General features: G+C 46.8%; 14 protein-coding genes. 9 read left to right on the forward strand and 5 right to left on the reverse strand.

All coding sequences use genetic code 11. The features are described 5' to 3' along the window. The first annotated feature begins 1 nt into the window (after position 1). The gene (locus B5Z18_RS26925; RefSeq protein WP_079472658.1) at positions 2 to 361 is read left to right on the forward strand and encodes a DUF4180 domain-containing protein; all 360 of its coding nucleotides are present in this window, start codon (positions 2 to 4) and stop codon (positions 359 to 361) included. A gap of 4 nt (positions 362 to 365) precedes the next feature. Here B5Z18_RS26925 and B5Z18_RS26930 read toward each other — a convergent pair whose 3' ends face one another. After that, the gene (locus B5Z18_RS26930) at positions 366 to 1,631 is read right to left on the reverse strand and encodes an LVIVD repeat-containing protein (protein ID WP_079472659.1); all 1,266 of its coding nucleotides are present in this window, start codon (positions 1,629 to 1,631) and stop codon (positions 366 to 368) included. A 180-nt stretch (positions 1,632 to 1,811) separates the two neighbouring features. Here B5Z18_RS26930 and B5Z18_RS26935 point away from each other — a divergent pair, with 180 nt between their 5' ends. The 7 genes from B5Z18_RS26935 to B5Z18_RS26965 all read left to right on the forward strand — a co-directional run bounded on the left by B5Z18_RS26935 (position 1,812) and on the right by B5Z18_RS26965 (position 8,359). Further along, complete coding sequence (locus B5Z18_RS26935; protein WP_079473106.1) at positions 1,812 to 2,783, forward strand: 3-keto-disaccharide hydrolase; 972 nt, start codon at positions 1,812 to 1,814, stop codon at positions 2,781 to 2,783. Positions 2,784 to 3,134: 351 nt separating this feature from the next. After that, entirely contained in the window at positions 3,135 to 3,458 is a 324-nt protein-coding gene (locus B5Z18_RS26940) for a S24 family peptidase (protein ID WP_079472660.1), read from the forward strand. Positions 3,459 to 3,506: 48 nt separating this feature from the next. Beyond that, the gene (locus B5Z18_RS26945) at positions 3,507 to 4,481 is read left to right on the forward strand and encodes a hypothetical protein (RefSeq protein ID WP_079472661.1); all 975 of its coding nucleotides are present in this window, start codon (positions 3,507 to 3,509) and stop codon (positions 4,479 to 4,481) included. Positions 4,482 to 4,494: 13 nt separating this feature from the next. Further along, entirely contained in the window at positions 4,495 to 5,238 is a 744-nt protein-coding gene (locus B5Z18_RS26950) for a hypothetical protein (RefSeq protein ID WP_079472662.1), read from the forward strand. Positions 5,239 to 5,332: 94 nt separating this feature from the next. Then, complete coding sequence (locus B5Z18_RS26955) at positions 5,333 to 6,442, forward strand: calcium:cation antiporter (RefSeq protein WP_079472663.1); 1,110 nt, start codon at positions 5,333 to 5,335, stop codon at positions 6,440 to 6,442. A gap of 101 nt (positions 6,443 to 6,543) precedes the next feature. Then, positions 6,544 to 7,482, forward strand: coding sequence for an alpha/beta hydrolase (locus tag B5Z18_RS26960; protein ID WP_079472664.1), 939 nt, complete (start codon positions 6,544 to 6,546; stop codon positions 7,480 to 7,482). A gap of 292 nt (positions 7,483 to 7,774) precedes the next feature. Beyond that, positions 7,775 to 8,359, forward strand: coding sequence for a PhnA domain-containing protein (locus tag B5Z18_RS26965; RefSeq protein WP_079472665.1), 585 nt, complete (start codon positions 7,775 to 7,777; stop codon positions 8,357 to 8,359). Between the two features lie 39 nt (positions 8,360 to 8,398). Here B5Z18_RS26965 and B5Z18_RS26970 read toward each other — a convergent pair whose 3' ends face one another. From B5Z18_RS26970 to B5Z18_RS26985, 4 genes are all read right to left on the reverse strand, one after another. Further along, positions 8,399 to 9,619, reverse strand: a complete 1,221-nt coding sequence (locus B5Z18_RS26970) for a glycosyltransferase family 87 protein (RefSeq protein ID WP_079472666.1) — start codon at positions 9,617 to 9,619, stop codon at positions 8,399 to 8,401. 198 nt (positions 9,620 to 9,817) lie between these two features. Continuing rightward, positions 9,818 to 10,801, reverse strand: a complete 984-nt coding sequence (locus tag B5Z18_RS26975) for a transglutaminase family protein (protein WP_079472667.1) — start codon at positions 10,799 to 10,801, stop codon at positions 9,818 to 9,820. 12 nt (positions 10,802 to 10,813) lie between these two features. After that, on the reverse strand, positions 10,814 to 11,749 hold the full coding sequence (locus tag B5Z18_RS26980; RefSeq protein WP_079472668.1) for an alpha-E domain-containing protein: 936 nt from the start codon (positions 11,747 to 11,749) through the stop codon (positions 10,814 to 10,816). 16 nt (positions 11,750 to 11,765) lie between these two features. Continuing rightward, positions 11,766 to 13,214, reverse strand: a complete 1,449-nt coding sequence (locus B5Z18_RS26985) for a circularly permuted type 2 ATP-grasp protein (protein WP_079472669.1) — start codon at positions 13,212 to 13,214, stop codon at positions 11,766 to 11,768. Between the two features lie 306 nt (positions 13,215 to 13,520). Here B5Z18_RS26985 and B5Z18_RS26990 point away from each other — a divergent pair, with 306 nt between their 5' ends. Further along, on the forward strand, positions 13,521 to 15,902 hold the full coding sequence (locus tag B5Z18_RS26990; RefSeq protein WP_200817373.1) for a glycoside hydrolase family 2 protein: 2,382 nt from the start codon (positions 13,521 to 13,523) through the stop codon (positions 15,900 to 15,902). The last annotated feature ends 200 nt before the right edge of the window (positions 15,903 to 16,102 follow it).

Below are 16,102 nucleotides of genomic sequence, written 5' to 3' on the forward strand. Positions count from 1 at the left end.
TATGAAGATAACAATACACGGGAACGGAAATACGAGGATAGCAGAACTAGTTGCAGATGAAGTACTGATACAAACGCCTGATGAGGCGCTGCAGCTAATTATGGATCTGCATTACCAGGACTTCGATAAAATGATTATCCGTGAGAAAAATATCACACCGGCGTTCTTTGATCTGAAAACCGGTGTCGCAGGAGAAATTCTCCAGAAGTTCTCCAATTACAGATCGCGGCTGGTCATCATCGGCGACTTTTCAAAATACCCCGGAAAAAGCATCAGGGATTTCATTTACGAAAGCAATAAAGGTCGTCAGGTTAACTTTATGGATTCGCTGGAAGCAGCGATTGGGCAATTATTAAAATGACCGATTAATAAGGATTACCCACTACGTTTATTTTACTTAACAGCTGAGGGTTGATCATTGAGCTGTAGTCGTATTGATAAATCCCATCCCTGGCGCTTACCAGCAGGCGGTGCTGGTTTTCAAAAGGAATTACATCATAAGTATCCGGTCCTGTTAGCAGCTTTGTAGTGGTGATATTACTGATACTTGTGGCATCCATGAAGCGGAGCCCGAACTGTCCTTCACAAACAAAGAGCTTCCCGTTATCGATACCTAAACCGTGCGGGTTTTGCATTTCAGTAGTACTCAATTTCACGGGACTATCCACATTACTGATATCAAAGATCTGCAGCTGATTGATGTTACCTGCGCATATGGCGCCGCTTCTGATGGTAACATATGCCCTGTTTCCTTCCACCACTACCGGGTCGCATGCCCTGAAATGGGTAACCATGGAGCGTTTGGCAGGTGCCGCCGGATTCGTGATATCATAAATGAACATCGCGCTCTGGCTGCCGATAAAAAGATATTCACCATATGGGAAAATGGTTTCAATAAACGTGTTAAAGGTTTGCAGGCTTTTAAACGCCGGGTTAGCGGCATCGGTGAGATCAAATGCTTTCAGCTGCCACGAATTTACAGTATAGAGATAATTTTTGGCGATGGTGAACCTGGCCATAGACCCGCCTTTCCCGGTACCGGCCTGGTTTTTATAAGAAGCGGCTACTTCTGCGCTGGCAAAGTATATCATGTCGCGGTCTGAAGAACAATCGCAGTAAGTGGTATCCTTAACGGTATAGCCAATCACCATACTGTCCTGCTTTAAGCGCCATCCTACTATCATACCGTTTGCGTCGGTAGGATAGCTGGTGGCTTCCGGTATCCGTTTAACAAACGCGATATTACGCGGATCGCTGATATTGAATACGATCAGGTCAGTATAGCTGTCGGCATAAAGGAAATCCCCCTTTATGGCGATGTCTGCATTTCCCATCACATTTAAAAAAGAAACTTTCTGAGGGGAGGATGGATTACTGTTATCAATAACGTGGATGCCGGCGTAAGGCTCGTTCACAAAAATATACTGGTCTTTCACATAGATCTTGCCGGTGTGGGAAATTTCCTTTGGCGCCTCCGATTTGATGGAAGCCTGGTAGTCCGACAGTGCCATCAGAATGGGCGTGTGTATTTTTGTAGTGATGGTTTTAGTGCACTTCTCCTTTGTGCATCCGCCCAGTACCAGGATAGCCGCGATAAGAACCGGGAATTTAATATAGGTAGAAATATGCATGGGGATAGCTTTGATCGTTTAACGAGAGTGGCGGAACAAATGTTACAGGAGGGTATGCCGGTGGATATCACGATAATTATAGGTTTGGCTTCCGCTTTTAAATAAACCTGATAAAGTGCTATAAGAAGCAGGATCAAATATTTATCTTTATAGCTTTCTTCAATAAACATGGACATGAACATGAATAGAAAAAGTATTATCGCAGGTCTGATATGCTGCATGGGGCTGGGATTAGTGAGTCCTGCCGGTGTAATGGCACAGGTATCAGCTATTAAGACCGAAGCCGTAAAAGGCGGGGCCCTGATTGGCGCCTGGGATATCAAAGTCAGCGAAAACGGCGTAGATAAGCCCTCCTGGCTGGAAGTGGAGCTTTCCGGTTTTAAAACCCTCGTAGGCCGCTTTGTAAGCACCGGCGGAAGTGCCAGACCCATCTCCAAAGTGAACTTTGATAACGGGAAGTTCAGCTTCTCCATTCCGCCGCAATGGGAACGGGAAGACCGCGACCTGACGCTGGAAGGCACCGTAACCGATGCCGGCATAAGCGGCACTATTCATACCAGTGACGGACAGTCCTATTCTTTCACCGGCGTAAAAGCACCGGATCTTAAAAGAACTGCAGCGCCAGCCTGGGGCAAACCCGTGAAACTGTTTAATGGAAAAGACCTCACCGGCTGGAAAGCACTGGGTGAAAACCAATGGATCGTGAAGGATGGCATCCTTACCAGCCCGCATTCCGGCGCTAACCTGATCTCTGAGCAAAAATTCACCGATTTTAAGCTGCATGTGGAATTCCGGTACCAGGCAGGCAGCAACAGCGGCGTTTACCTGAGAGGCCGCTATGAAACACAGATCATCGACAATCCAAAAACAGATCCGCCATCCAGTCACCTGTTTGGGGGAGTATACGGATTCCTGGTACCAAACGACATGGCGGTACTCGGTCCCGGCCAGTGGCAAACATTTGATATTACACTGGTGGGTCGCTTAGTAACCGTTGTGGCTAACGGCAAAACCATTATCTGCAACGCAGCCATTCCCGGTATCACCGGCGGCGCACTGGATAGCAACGAAGGTGAACCCGGCCCGATCTATTTCCAGGGAGATCACGGTCCTATTGAGTTCAGAAACATTGTCATTACTCCTGCAAAATAAAAATGCATAAAAAAAAACGTGATACAATTCCTGTATCACGTTTTTTTTATCTGGCAGAATAGAAAATTTTATTATTTTTGCGGCAGTTGTTCTTTATAGAAAATGCCCCGGCAGTATCCCCAAATAGTTTGATACCTGCGCTGCCCGCAGGTTTTGTTATTTCACAGCATACCATTTGTTATACCCGCCCATCTTGTGTAGCCCAACAGAGTTTCACCATCATGCTTACAATTGAATTTGCCCGCTTCAGTTAATCCTTCCGCATATTGGCTTCAGCAACTCCACGAGCCTCCACTACGATCATTTTACTATATGGTCATCCATTTTTTTATTCAATCAATTAAAAACAACATGAACAAGTACGAAAGATTAAAGTCCGGACTGGAAACCACCGGCACAGGAAAAATGAAAGCCTTTGGCTCCTCTATGTTACCCATTTTGAAAAGCGGTACCCTGCTCACCTTTGTGAAAGAAACAGAATATGCCATTGGCGATATCGTTTTTTGCAAGGTAAAAGGCCGCTATATTGACGCGCACAAGGTGATTAAAAAAGATACCAACAAAGGTTACCTGATCGCCAATAATCACGGTTTCGAAAACGGCTGGACGAAAGTGATTTATGGCCGCGTGATGCTCGGTGAGTTTGAGAATAAAATAATCTATAGGAAAGACTGACCGGGTTGTAAAAATGTTTCCCTTAAATTTAATAATTAAATTAGCTGAATGAAAGGTTTTTGGAATTACTTCTGGTTCATTTACATGCTTTTCTTTGCCATCCCTTTTCCCATGCTCATCTATTACAATACAGAGTATGGGGTGATTGATGGGGATGGTGGCACCGCGCCCTGGCTGGCGCTCACCTGGCTGGCCGTGTCCGCAATACTATGGATCATATTGATCCAGGGCTGGTTTAGGAAATGGATTATACTGCCCTTCATCATGAGAGGCAATATCCTGCGTCTTTTAAAGGAAGGGGTGAAAAAAAATGCACGTGTATTAACCAGTAAAGAATTACCGGCTGAAGGAAAGGATGTTGTGACCCGTGAAATCACCTGTTCCCTGGAGAATTTCTGTGGCACCGGAATCACGGAACAGTTGACGGTGAACGATACCAAACCGGAGCTGAACCGCTACGATGTAGGTAAAACCATTCAACTGCTGATCGATGGAAAACTTAAAGCAGTACCTCACTTAACACTGGATGGTGTAACGGTAGGAATAAAAGCAGGCCGGATCATCATGATGTGCCTTGCATGGTTGCTGGTAGTAGCCGCAATAGTGGGCTACTACGTATATTCCTATATGTTAGAGAACCACGGACGGGGCTGGCGCTTTATGGCCTTCTATCATCCGCTTCTTTTATGTCCCCTGATTTTGCTGGTGAGCCGTATCGGGTTTGGCTGGCTGCTGAAACTCTTTATAGGCACGCCGGACAACGCATTGCAGCTTAAGTATTACGGTTTGCGCACAGATGCACAAATTGTATCCGCCGAGCAAACAGGCACTTATATTAATGAGCAACCCCAGGTACGCTTTGAGTTACGCTACCAGGATGATTTGGGTAAAACCCATACCGCCTCGTTAAAGAAAATAGTGCCGCTACTGGATCTGGGTATGACCAGGCAGGAGTCTGTCCCGGTTTTTTATCTGAAAGAAAATCCTCAACAGGTAGCATTTGCCAGTGATATAGAGGGTTAAAAATATAATGAAGATGCGTTTACAAAAGATGACCGGCATTATAATAGCATTGATGATGTGTATGTCCTGTAACCAGTTCCGGGAATCCATACACGACACCTTGTATGGCAGCGATACAGACAGCAGCTATAAAGATCTTCCGTCCGGCGAAGACGAAACCAGTACTACCACCAGTTCCAGCACAAGTACCCACCTGAGTACCAGTTCCAGCACAACCCATACTACGGTTGTGGAACAACGCAATGGTACCACTATCATATACAATTCCACCAAAACATCCGGCGACAATGATTTTCTTGGCAATGCCGGAAAGCTGGTGGCCGCCGAACGCGCGCTTCGTGAATTACCGGCCTTTGCAGGGAAAAGTATCCATCTCTACAGATCCATTCATTTTTATGAAGACGGACGGATAAATGTAACTATTCAGCATCCGCAGAACCCTGAATATATTGATGAATACAACTATAGCAAAGGGAAATGGGAGGAACCCAAACCAGTGCAGATGTCTGTGCGTGATAATATCAGCGAATCACTTGTTAGTCTTGATGATATCAGCTTTGCAAGCGCAACCGCAGTATACCGGAACTACAACCGCAAAGCGGAAGATGTTGCAGGCGCCAAACCTCTTACACATATTTACGGCATTTTCCGTGGGAACAGTATTACCTGGTATCCCCAGTCCATCAATGGCAGCCGGGAAAAGTATTTCATCAGCTTCACCCCAAACGGCAGCCTGAAGGATTATTACCGGGAATAACATCAGCCCTTTGCTGGAAAACAACCGGATCGTGTGATCGCTGATGCTGATAGATACATGCGGCCATGTGCATAAATTTTTGTAAATTAAACACATGGCATTCAATCACTTTCTCTACAGGAAATGGAAAATTACGCTCCCGTTATGGTGTCTTATCAGTCCAGTGATCGGGTTGGCTTTATTAGGATTCGCAGGGGAACAGCAGAGTGGCGTATTATCAGCAGTGATGGGCCTGGCGCTCATTACGGTGGTATTATCTGCCGTGCATCATGCGGAAGTGGTAGCGCACAAGGTGGGAGAGCCGTATGGCACCCTCATTCTGGCGCTCGCTATTACGGTGATAGAAGTATCACTGATTGTATCCATTATGTTGAATGAAGCGGATCAGGGCGCAACGCTGGCAAGAGATACCGTGTTTGCTGCTATTATGCTGATCCTTTCTGGTATCATTGGAATGTCTTTATTTATAGGCGGCTACCGTTTTAAAGAGCAGGCGTATATAAAAGCCGGTGTCAGCGCCGCATTGGTCGCATTAACGGCGATCTCCGTTTTAACCCTCGTCTTACCAAATTATACTACTACCGAAGCGGGGCCTGTTTATTCCAGCAGCCAGCTGATATTTGTAGCCATCATTTCTTTGGTGTTGTATGGCGGTTTTGTAGCGGTACAAACGGTCAGGCACCGCGATTATTTCCTGCCAAAAGATGCAGCGCCGGGTGATGAAGATACGCACGCCGCACCGCCATCTGGACTCACTACCACCGTGAGCCTGGTGTTTTTATTAATAGCACTGGCAGTAGTAGTGTTGCTGTCGAAAAAATTATCGCCTGTTATTGAAACCATTGTGGTGAACCTGGGCGCGCCTAAAAGCCTGGTGGGCGTTATTATTGCAGCCGTTATTCTTCTGCCGGAGGGACTGGCTGCTATCAGGGCCGCCTCACAAAACCGGTTGCAAACAAGTTTGAACCTGGCACTGGGTTCGGCGCTGGCAAGTATTGGTCTTACTATTCCCGCAGTAGCCATAGTAGCTCACACGCTGGATTTCAGAATTACGCTTGGTATCGATGCCAAATCCACACTGTTACTCATCCTCTCTCTTTTTACCATCAGCATTTCCTTTAATGCAGGAAAAACCAATATCCTGCAGGGGATTGTGCTGCTGGTAATATTGGCTACTTACTTATTTATTACCGTGGTGCCTTAATTTGCACATAAATATTCTTATAGCCAGCAATAAACTATATTATTTTCTTTATAGCCGTAGGAATGCCAGCTTTGTGATCATAAAATAAATTATTACATCACATGACGACAGATCTGGCATTTAAACCCGCCGTACAGGCGGCATTGGACTATATCAATCACATACCAACTGACCCTGCACAAACAGACCCCATTGCGGGCGCACGCGATTTCTACCACCGGTTTATACCGATGGCCGGCACACCGGCCATTGTAAAGAACGTGCAAAACCTTACCCTGCCTACTACCGAAGGCCCGGTAAACGTACGCATTTACAGGCCCTCAGATACCCCCGGCCTGCCGGTAACCGTTTATTTTCATGGCGGATGGTTTTATTTAGGTAGCCTCGATACGCACGATACGCCCCTGCGCGCATTAACCAATGCGGCGGATTGTGTAGTGATATCGGTAGACTATGCCCTGGCGCCCGAACATCCGTTCCCTAAAGGGTTAAAAGAAGGCATCGCCGTGCTACACTGGATCGCGGCGCATGCAGATGAACTACAGGTAGATGCGAATCGTATAGGTGTGGCCGGTGACAGCGCCGGTGCAGCACTGGCCACTGTAATTGCCCGGCATGCAAAGGAGAACAACGGTCCGGCGCTGCGCTTCCAGGCATTGATTTACCCGGTTACCGATGCTTCGCTCCAAACGCCTTCCTGGAAGGAGTTTGCAGAAGGATTGAACCTGGACCTGGCCGGAGCAGAGCTGGCATGGTCGTTATACATCCCCCATTCGCAAGACAGGCAGCATCCGGATGCTGCGCCGCTGCTGGCCGAAGATCTTACAGGACTGCCGCCTGCACTGGTTATTACTGCGGAATACGATCCGTTAAGAGATGAAGGTATGGCCTACGCCGCAGCACTCCGCAGGAACGGCGTACCGGTTCAGGAAACCTTGTATGAAGGCATGATACACGGGTTCTTTCAAATGGGCGGCATGATTGAAGAAGGGAATACCGCGATTAACGAAACGGCTGCTTTTATCCGCAAACATTTTTAACCGGCACTTTAACGCCCCGGCCTTCCTGTACCTTGCGGGAAAACCGGGCGTTTGTCAGTTCAGTCCACTCCGTAATATTTCCAATTGTGCATATCTGGAAGTTGTTGTAACATGACCCCTTTCTATTCCCTGGATGCTTAATCCCGCCTGGATTGCTGCCGGCAACAGTACTTAAAAAAAATAATCCCGCAGGGGCCTGTTAACAGGGTGATAACAACAGGATAATGAGAAAATCACTGTTTCCCGCAACAAAAAACATTACCTTCGTGCACATTTTTTTATAAAGGATATTATGAAGCTGAACGAACTATTACTAACAAGGAGTGAAAACAAGTGCGAACTATGCAAATCAGAAGGACCGCTGAATGTGTATGAAGTACCTCCTCAGACCTACAGTGATCAGGATAATTGTATCTTCATCTGTGAGAAATGTCAGTCGCAGATTGAGAAAAAAGCAGAGCTGGATAGTACCCACTGGCATTGCTTAACTGAATCCATGTGGAGCGAAATTCCGGGTGTGCAGATTGTATCCTGGCGTATGCTGAACCGCTTAAAACAGGAAAGCTGGGCAGCAGATAACCTGGACATGATTTACCTGAACGATGAAGCGCTGGCCTGGGCCAAAGCTACCGGAGATCATGAAAACGACGGCGCTGTAGATCTGCACAGGGACAGCAATGGCGCCATCCTGCAAAACGGCGATACCGTTATTCTTACCAAATCCCTTGATGTAAAAGGTTCTACCTTAAATGCTAAAATGGGTACCGTGGTAAAGAACATCCGCCTTGTACCGGATAATACAGAACAAATAGAAGGAAAGATAGAAGGACAACTCATCGTGATCCTTACCAAATACGTAAGAAAACAAAACGCATAAAAAAGGGAAGGCATCGCGCCTTCCCTTTTCGTTTTATCTTTATACCGCCCGCTGCAGCTTCTCTGCCGTAATGGTTCCCGGCTCCGGGGATGTGACGAAAAATGGTTCCAGCACTATTTTCAGCCATACAATAGAACAAAACACCGCTTTCACTGCATAAGGTTCTACATAAGTTCTGGCAATCCAGTAGGGAGTGATCAGGTCTGTAGAAGAGAAGGAGGTGAATACCAGCGTAAGCACAGCCAGTACTGTATTTAACGTGGATGGCCGCTCCTGTGTAAAATACCAGATCGCCACACCCGTGAGCGCAATAATATAAGTAGGCGATTCCCCCTTGTGGTTAAAGATCACCACCCATATCAGCACAGAAGCCAGCATGCTCAGGTTAAATTTCGATTCCCGGTTGTAAAGTATAGGTATGAACGGCCCCATAAATACTGCCGCCGCAGAAAGCATGAACAGCTGTTTGGAGATATCCATATCAAACCAGGTATGCCACCATCCCATCACGGACACGCCGTAGGAGGCAGAGTAGTCATTGGCCAGCAGGTGGCCCCAGCTCTTGTAAAGGAACAGCAACTGATCCCAGGAAATTACCAGCAACGGCATCAATGCAATCACTACTGTCCAGAACACCGTGTACAACGCGGCTTTCCAGCGTTCAGGATACAACAGGAACAACGACATAGCCACTACGCCAAATAACTTGATATACACGGTTACTACCAGCAGCAATGCTGCCAGCCAGATCTTTTTATTTTCCATGCAATGCCATGCGAGGATGAAAAAGCCCGCGATCAGTACGTTGATCTGGGAGCTGGTGAGCGCAATCATCATCTCGATAGCCAAAAACAATAACAGGATCGATTGCTTTTCTTTCTTTACCGGTAAGGTCCTGATAGCAATAATAAATACTACCACGTTCATAATATTCCAGCAAATCAGGGACGGTACATCCGGCATCCAGGCGAAAGCACCCATCCACAGGGCAAACGACGGACTGTACTTATACAGGTCGTAATACTCTGATTCGTATAATACGTAGAGGTCCTGGTTGTGTATCAGGTGCGAAAACGCCTGTTTAAAGATCAGGAAGTTATTATAACGGGTCCATCTTTCCATATCCTGCGAGGAATACCAGGAATGAAAGGAGATGCCCACCGCCATTAATAAAAATAAAGCATACAGGTATTTCAGCGGGATTTTGCTGACGGTATTACAGATAGCATCCCAGCGGCCTTTTATGGCTAAGCTTTGCATTGTACTTTTTTAAGTTGTGACAGTTGTAGTTATCGTTCGCTCATCAAGGTTCCAGGCAAAACTATATAAATTTTTCTTTATTTGTGAATTATCAAATTGTTTTAAGAAATAAATAGGAAAGATAGTTTAGCGGGCCAAACCGTTGAATGGCGGGCTCCGCAGACGATATCCCGCCATTCAACGGTATAATTCCGGTACTCATTGTTGTTGCTGCTGTTGTTGTATCATCATTTCTTCAAGATGACGCTGATAACTATTTTTTGCAGGCGCTGCCGGAACCGTACTGCTCATGGCGGGCTGGGCAGGGAAAAAGGGCTCCGGATCAAACTGATCCTGGTCGTCGTAACCCACTGATACGGTAACATCCAGCGTGTGGCCGGCGCCACCGCTGTATACGCCTTTCACCGGCGAGCAGTCGCTGAAATTACGTCCCACGGCCAGTTTTACATGGTTCTCACCGGCAATGCAGTTGTTGGTGGGGTCCAGCCCCAGCCAGCCATATTCAGGAATATACACCTCTGCCCAGGCGTGGGTGGCGCCTTCGCCGCGCATACCGTTTTTATTGGGACAGATATACCCGCTCACATACCTCGCCGGAATTTGTGTAAACCGCAGCATGGCTGTTAGCAGGTGCGCGAAATCCTGGCATACGCCTGCCTGTAGCAGCAGGATCTCATCCAGGGTACTGTCTACCGTTGTTACCCCCTTGATATAATCGAAATGGGTGAACACGTAATCACAAAATCGCACCGCTGTTTTGAAAGGCGTGTCTGTATCTTCTTTCAGGTCCAGCGAAATTTGCCGTAAGGAAGCCACGCTTTCAAAAACTTCGTGTTTGAGATAATCAATAAATGCTACGTCGTAGCGGATATCTTCCAGCATTTGCCACTGGGTGGCGGGAGGAAGGGTATCGGCTGGCAGCGGCCGTGGTATGGTTTCTACAACGATGGCGGAAAATATTTTCAATTCATGATGCGGCTCCGTTTGCGTAAAAATACCCACTTCATTGCCGTAATAGTCTTTGAATATTTCCACTTCCGGGTGACGGGAAATACTCAGATCATGTTTGATCACTTTCTGGTATTCATCTTTTACGGGATACAGGATAATTTGATTGGCGCTGTCCCGCACGGGTGTTTCATAGGTGTAATGCGTGATGTGTTTTATTTTGAAAACAGGCATATAATGCAATGGTTAAGCGTTTGCGAAATAGTATTCATTCAGCAGGTTTCCGATGCCATACAGCTCGCTCCTGATTTTAACAAGATAGGGATGTAACCCTTCCGCTTTCATACTGTTTACGGAGCTGTAAGTGATGGTACTGTTCAGCCGCCCGATGTTAAACGACAGCTTATTATAGTGTTCAATATTTTTATCACTTTTCAATCGTTCAAAATAACGGTAAATATTATTGACGGAATATTTTGCCGACCGTGGAAAATCGTTATTGAGCATCACCAGTTCCAGTACGTTTTCCGCCTCAAAGCCTTTACGGTAGGTTTTCAGGTACAACTCATAACCGCCCAGCGACAGCAGCAGGTGTTGCCAGTAAGAGGTATCCGTGAGCAGGTCCGGATTATTGGAGATAGAAATAAACTTGATGTCGAGGATATCGATGGACTGTATACTTCTTTCCAGGTATTTACCAATGCTCATAAAGCTCCTGCTTTCGCCTCTTTCCATGATACTGCCTGCAGTGCCGTAATACAGCATTACCTGCTTAATAAGGATGTCCAGCGCTGTTACGGGATCATCTTTCTGTACATACCAGAGCAGCTTTGGATCTTTCACGGTATGATAGTATTCATTGAGGCATTGCCAGAGGTCTTTTGCAATGTGTTCCTGCACACTCCGGGCGTTTTCACGGGCCAGTGTGATCATGTTGATGATGGAGTTGGGATTGTCGCGGTTAAAGAGCAGGTACTCGATCACCGACCGGCTGTCGTTTTTGATAGATGAAATTTCTGCTTCATTTCCGCCGGAAGAAATACGGATCACCGGTGTCCACGTAAATTCCTGGATGGTGTCCTGTGAAGATGCGTAGTTTATTTTCAGCATTCTTAAAATACCATCGCTTCTTTCTACATACCTGCTCAACCAATATAAACTGGAGGCTACTCTGCTTAACATAGGCTTGTGTTTTAGTTTATGATGCCAGTACCCAGGTGTCTTTACTGCCGCCACCCTGTGAGCTGTTTACTACGAGGGAGCCTTCTTTCAGGGCTACCCTGGTTAATCCGCCGGGAACAATAGAGATGCCGTCTGGTCCTACAAGGGCATAAGGTCTCAGGTCTACCCGGCGCGGTTGCAGCATTCCGTCGAGGTAACAAGGGGCGGTAGACAGGCTGATAGTGGGCTGTGCGATGAAATTGCGCGGATCTTTCAGTATTTCTTTTTTATAACTTTCTATTTCTGATTCGGAGGCAGCATGCCCCATTAACATGCCATAGCCGCCGCTTTCATTGGTTTTTTTGATCACCATTTTATGCATGTTCTGAAAGACATATTCCTTATGTTCCGGGTTACCCAAACTATAGGTAGGTACGTTTTTCAGGAGCGGTGTTTCATTCAGGTAATATTTGATCATGTCGGGCACGTAGCTGTATACAGCTTTATCATCGGCCACACCGTTGCCGGTGGCGTTGATGATGGCTACATTGCCTTTGCGGTAAGCGCTCATCAGTCCGGCTACGCCGAGTACACTTTTAGGATTGAACACCAGCGGATCTATAAACTCATCATCTACGCGGCGATAAATCACATCTACCTGTTGCAAACCGGTGGTGGTTTTCATGTATACTTTCTGATCGCGTACCACCAGGTCGCGGCCTTCCACCAGTTCTACGCCCATGAGGCGGGCCAGCGTGGTATGCTCATAGTAGGCGGAGTTGTACATACCGGGGCTGAGCAAAACGATGGTGGGATTGGCGACCGCCCGCGGCGACAGCGACAGGAGGTTTTTATAAAGAATAGACGGGTACTCCGTTACGCTGCGCACCTTGCACTGTGGCAGCAGGTCGGGGAAAAGCCGTTTGGTGATTTCGCGGTTTTCCAGCATATAACTCACACCGGAAGGCGTACGGAGATTATCTTCCAGCACATAGAAAGTACCGTCGTAATCCCGGATAAGGTCTATCCCGGCAATATGGATATAGATGTCGTAGGGCACATTCAGCTGATGCATTTCCCGCAGGAAATGAGGGCAGGAGTAGATCAGTGAAGCAGGGATCACGCCATCGCGGATAATAAACTGGTTATTATATACATCTTTCAGAAAAAGGTTGAGGGCTTTCAAACGTTGTTTAATACCTTTTTCAATAAAGGTCCATTCGGCGCAGGTGATGATGCGGGGGATAATATCAAACGGAAAGATCTTTTCAATCCCTTCTCCGCTGTCGTATACCGTGAAGGTGATCCCCTGGCTCATAAACAGCCGTTTCGCCAGTTCTTCTTTCTTATTGAGGTCGTTGGCAGATTCATTCTCCAGGTAGCTGATAATCCGGTGGTATTGCTCCCGGAGGTGATTATCGGCAATGTACATTTCATCCCAGGTGTTGGAGATGTGATCATAGCGGTTGAGGTTTATAGTATTCATTTTAATAATATTTTAATTATGCCATAGGATGAGATTGTTTTTGTATAATTTATGAATAAAATATTAATTATCATAAAGAGATGCTGTTTATTTTTTAATTATAGAGATGATTATATAACATTATTGTAAAATATAATATTAATGAAAATGCAAAATATACAGATTAACAAACCTTAAAAGTTAAGTCCGTTTATTCATCGGGAATTATGTATATTTTGCTACCGTACCTGTTTTAGCCATTAAGATGAACTGAAGATCACAACCCTGTCAACCACTCAATTTAACCACAAAGAAATAAGTAACTCCATGATGAGAACACCATTACTGGCCGCTGCCTTGCTGTTATCCGGCCTTTGCCCGCTACAGGCACAAACCACTTATAAAATGAAGCCCGTTGCCATTCAATCCAGGTGGGCGAAAGAAGTAAGTCCGCAAAATGCCCTCACCGCTTATCCACGGCCACAACTGGAACGGAGCAACTGGCAAAACCTCAACGGTCTCTGGGAATACGCCATCACCGCCACTGATGAAGCAGCGCCTTATAATTTCGACGGACAAATACTGGTGCCTTATCCACTGGAATCGGCACTGTCGGGGGTAAAGAAAACACTGCTCCCGGAGCAACGGCTCTGGTACCGTCGCAAAATTGAGATCAAGCAAAACGCCGGCGAAAGAACACTCCTGCATTTTGGCGCGGTCGACTGGCAAAGCAAAGTATATCTCAACGGGAAAGAAGTGGGTGGTCACACCGGCGGCTATACGTCGTTTACCATCGATATCACCAACGCTGTAAAGAATGGTGAAAACATCCTGGTGCTGAAGATCTACGATCCGTCCGACAGGGGCATCGGTCCTTCCGGCAAGCAGGTGCTCAACCCCGCCAATATTTATTACACGCCCAGCTCCGGCATCTGGCAAACCGTTTGGCTGGAGAAAGTGCCAACAGATTATATCTCCGGGTTAAATTTCACACCGGATATAGATAAGCAGCAGCTTAACCTTACCGTAAGCGCTCCTGCCGGCTACACCGTAGAAGCCATCGCCTCTGCCAACGGTAAGCCCGCAGGTAAAGTGAAAGGCAAAAGCGGCGCGCCACTGCAGCTAAAGCTGGAAAACCCTGTCTTATGGTCGCCCGGAAACCCTTTCCTGTACGACCTTTCCGTGAAACTCCTGAAAGGCAACACAGTCGCCGATGAAGTGAAAAGTTATTTTGGTATGCGCAAAGTATCTATCGCAAAAGATGAAAAAGGAGTGGACCGCATCTTCCTCAACAACAAACCATACTTCAATCTTGGTACACTGGACCAGGGCTTCTGGCCCGATGGTTTATACACCGCGCCAACTGATGAAGCACTGGCATTCGATATCAAAGCCATCAAGGCAATGGGCTTTAATACCATCCGTAAGCATATCAAGGTAGAACCGGACCGCTGGTACTACTGGGCAGATAAACTCGGCATGCTGGTATGGCAGGATATGGTAAGTCCCAATCACAGCCTGCCGGAAGGCGCCAAAGCGGCCTTTGAACAACAATGCAAAGAAACGCTGGCACAACTGCATAACTATCCCTCCGTTACCACCTGGGTGCTCTTCAACGAAAAATGGGGACAGTTTGATCAGCAACGCCTGACAGAATGGATCAAACGCAGCGACCCCTCCCGCCTCGTTAACGGCCACTCCGGGGAATACCTGTATGTAAATGAAAAACTCCGCAGTCCCAGTCCGAATGCATACGTCAGTGCAGACCTCACCGATGTACACAGCTACCCCAATCCCATGAACGCTATTAAGATGCCCGGAAAGGCCCGCGTACTGGGCGAGTTCGGCGGTATCGGCGTATTCATCGCCGATCATCAGTGGAACACTAATACCGCCTGGGGATACATCCAGGAAAAGCCCGGCGCGCTGAAATCGAAGTACGCCGTGATGAACCAACACCTGCAATTACTGGAACGGCAAGGCTTATCCGCCAGCATCTATACCCAGCCATTTGATGTGGAAGGAGAACAAAATGGGTTGCTCACGTACGACCGCGAAGTAGTAAAAATTCCGTTTGCGGAAATAAGAAAAATCCATGCACCTCTCAATAAAGACATGGGCGCTATTCCCGCTGTCGCCGCACAGGATGCCGATCTCACAGAACCCACCGCTATTTACAGCGCCATGCTGCAGGAGTACATCGATGGTAAAAAAGATCCGGAGTTTTTAAGAAAGCTGGCAATGCTGGCCGTGCAGGCAGGCGATAAAGATGGCGCCGCCCTCGCAGGAGCCGACTATTTCGCCGTGATGAAACAGCCCTATTCAGAAGATGATCTTCGTTATGTGATGCAGGTAACCGGCAGCACCCGCGACACCGGCTTCTCCATTATCCGCGATAACATGGAAGCCATCGATAAAGCAATGGGCGCACGACAATCGGCCGTAAAAATGATGAACCTCATTTACCAGGACCTCATTGCACCCGCCGTACCGGAAAATGGCGCTAACCCTGATTGGGGCGCTATCTACACAGCCGTAAAGCCTTATGGCGCGCCGGGAGAGGAAATATACCTGCGGGCAAGAACAATCTATCTGCTCAATAAACAGGATAAGGCCGGGTTTAAAACAGTGGCCAAAGAATACCTGGATAAGTACGGACAGTTTGTAAAACTGGATGAGAAGAAAAAGATAGAAGCGTTTATGAATTAAAAGCGGATTTTGTCTTTCTCAGGATTAGGTTGATTATACTGATTACCTTGATTTTCTTTTTTGGGATTTTTAAGGATTTAAAAGATTTGGGGAGAGATAAGCAGATTCGCTTATATCTCCCCGAATCTTTTAAAATCAAAAGTGATCAAATCAAGGTAATCAGTATAATCAACCTAATCCTGAGAAAGACAACTTTCGCA

Source organism: Chitinophaga ginsengisegetis (assembly GCF_900168065.1).
GTDB classification, from domain to species: domain Bacteria; phylum Bacteroidota; class Bacteroidia; order Chitinophagales; family Chitinophagaceae; genus Chitinophaga; species Chitinophaga ginsengisegetis.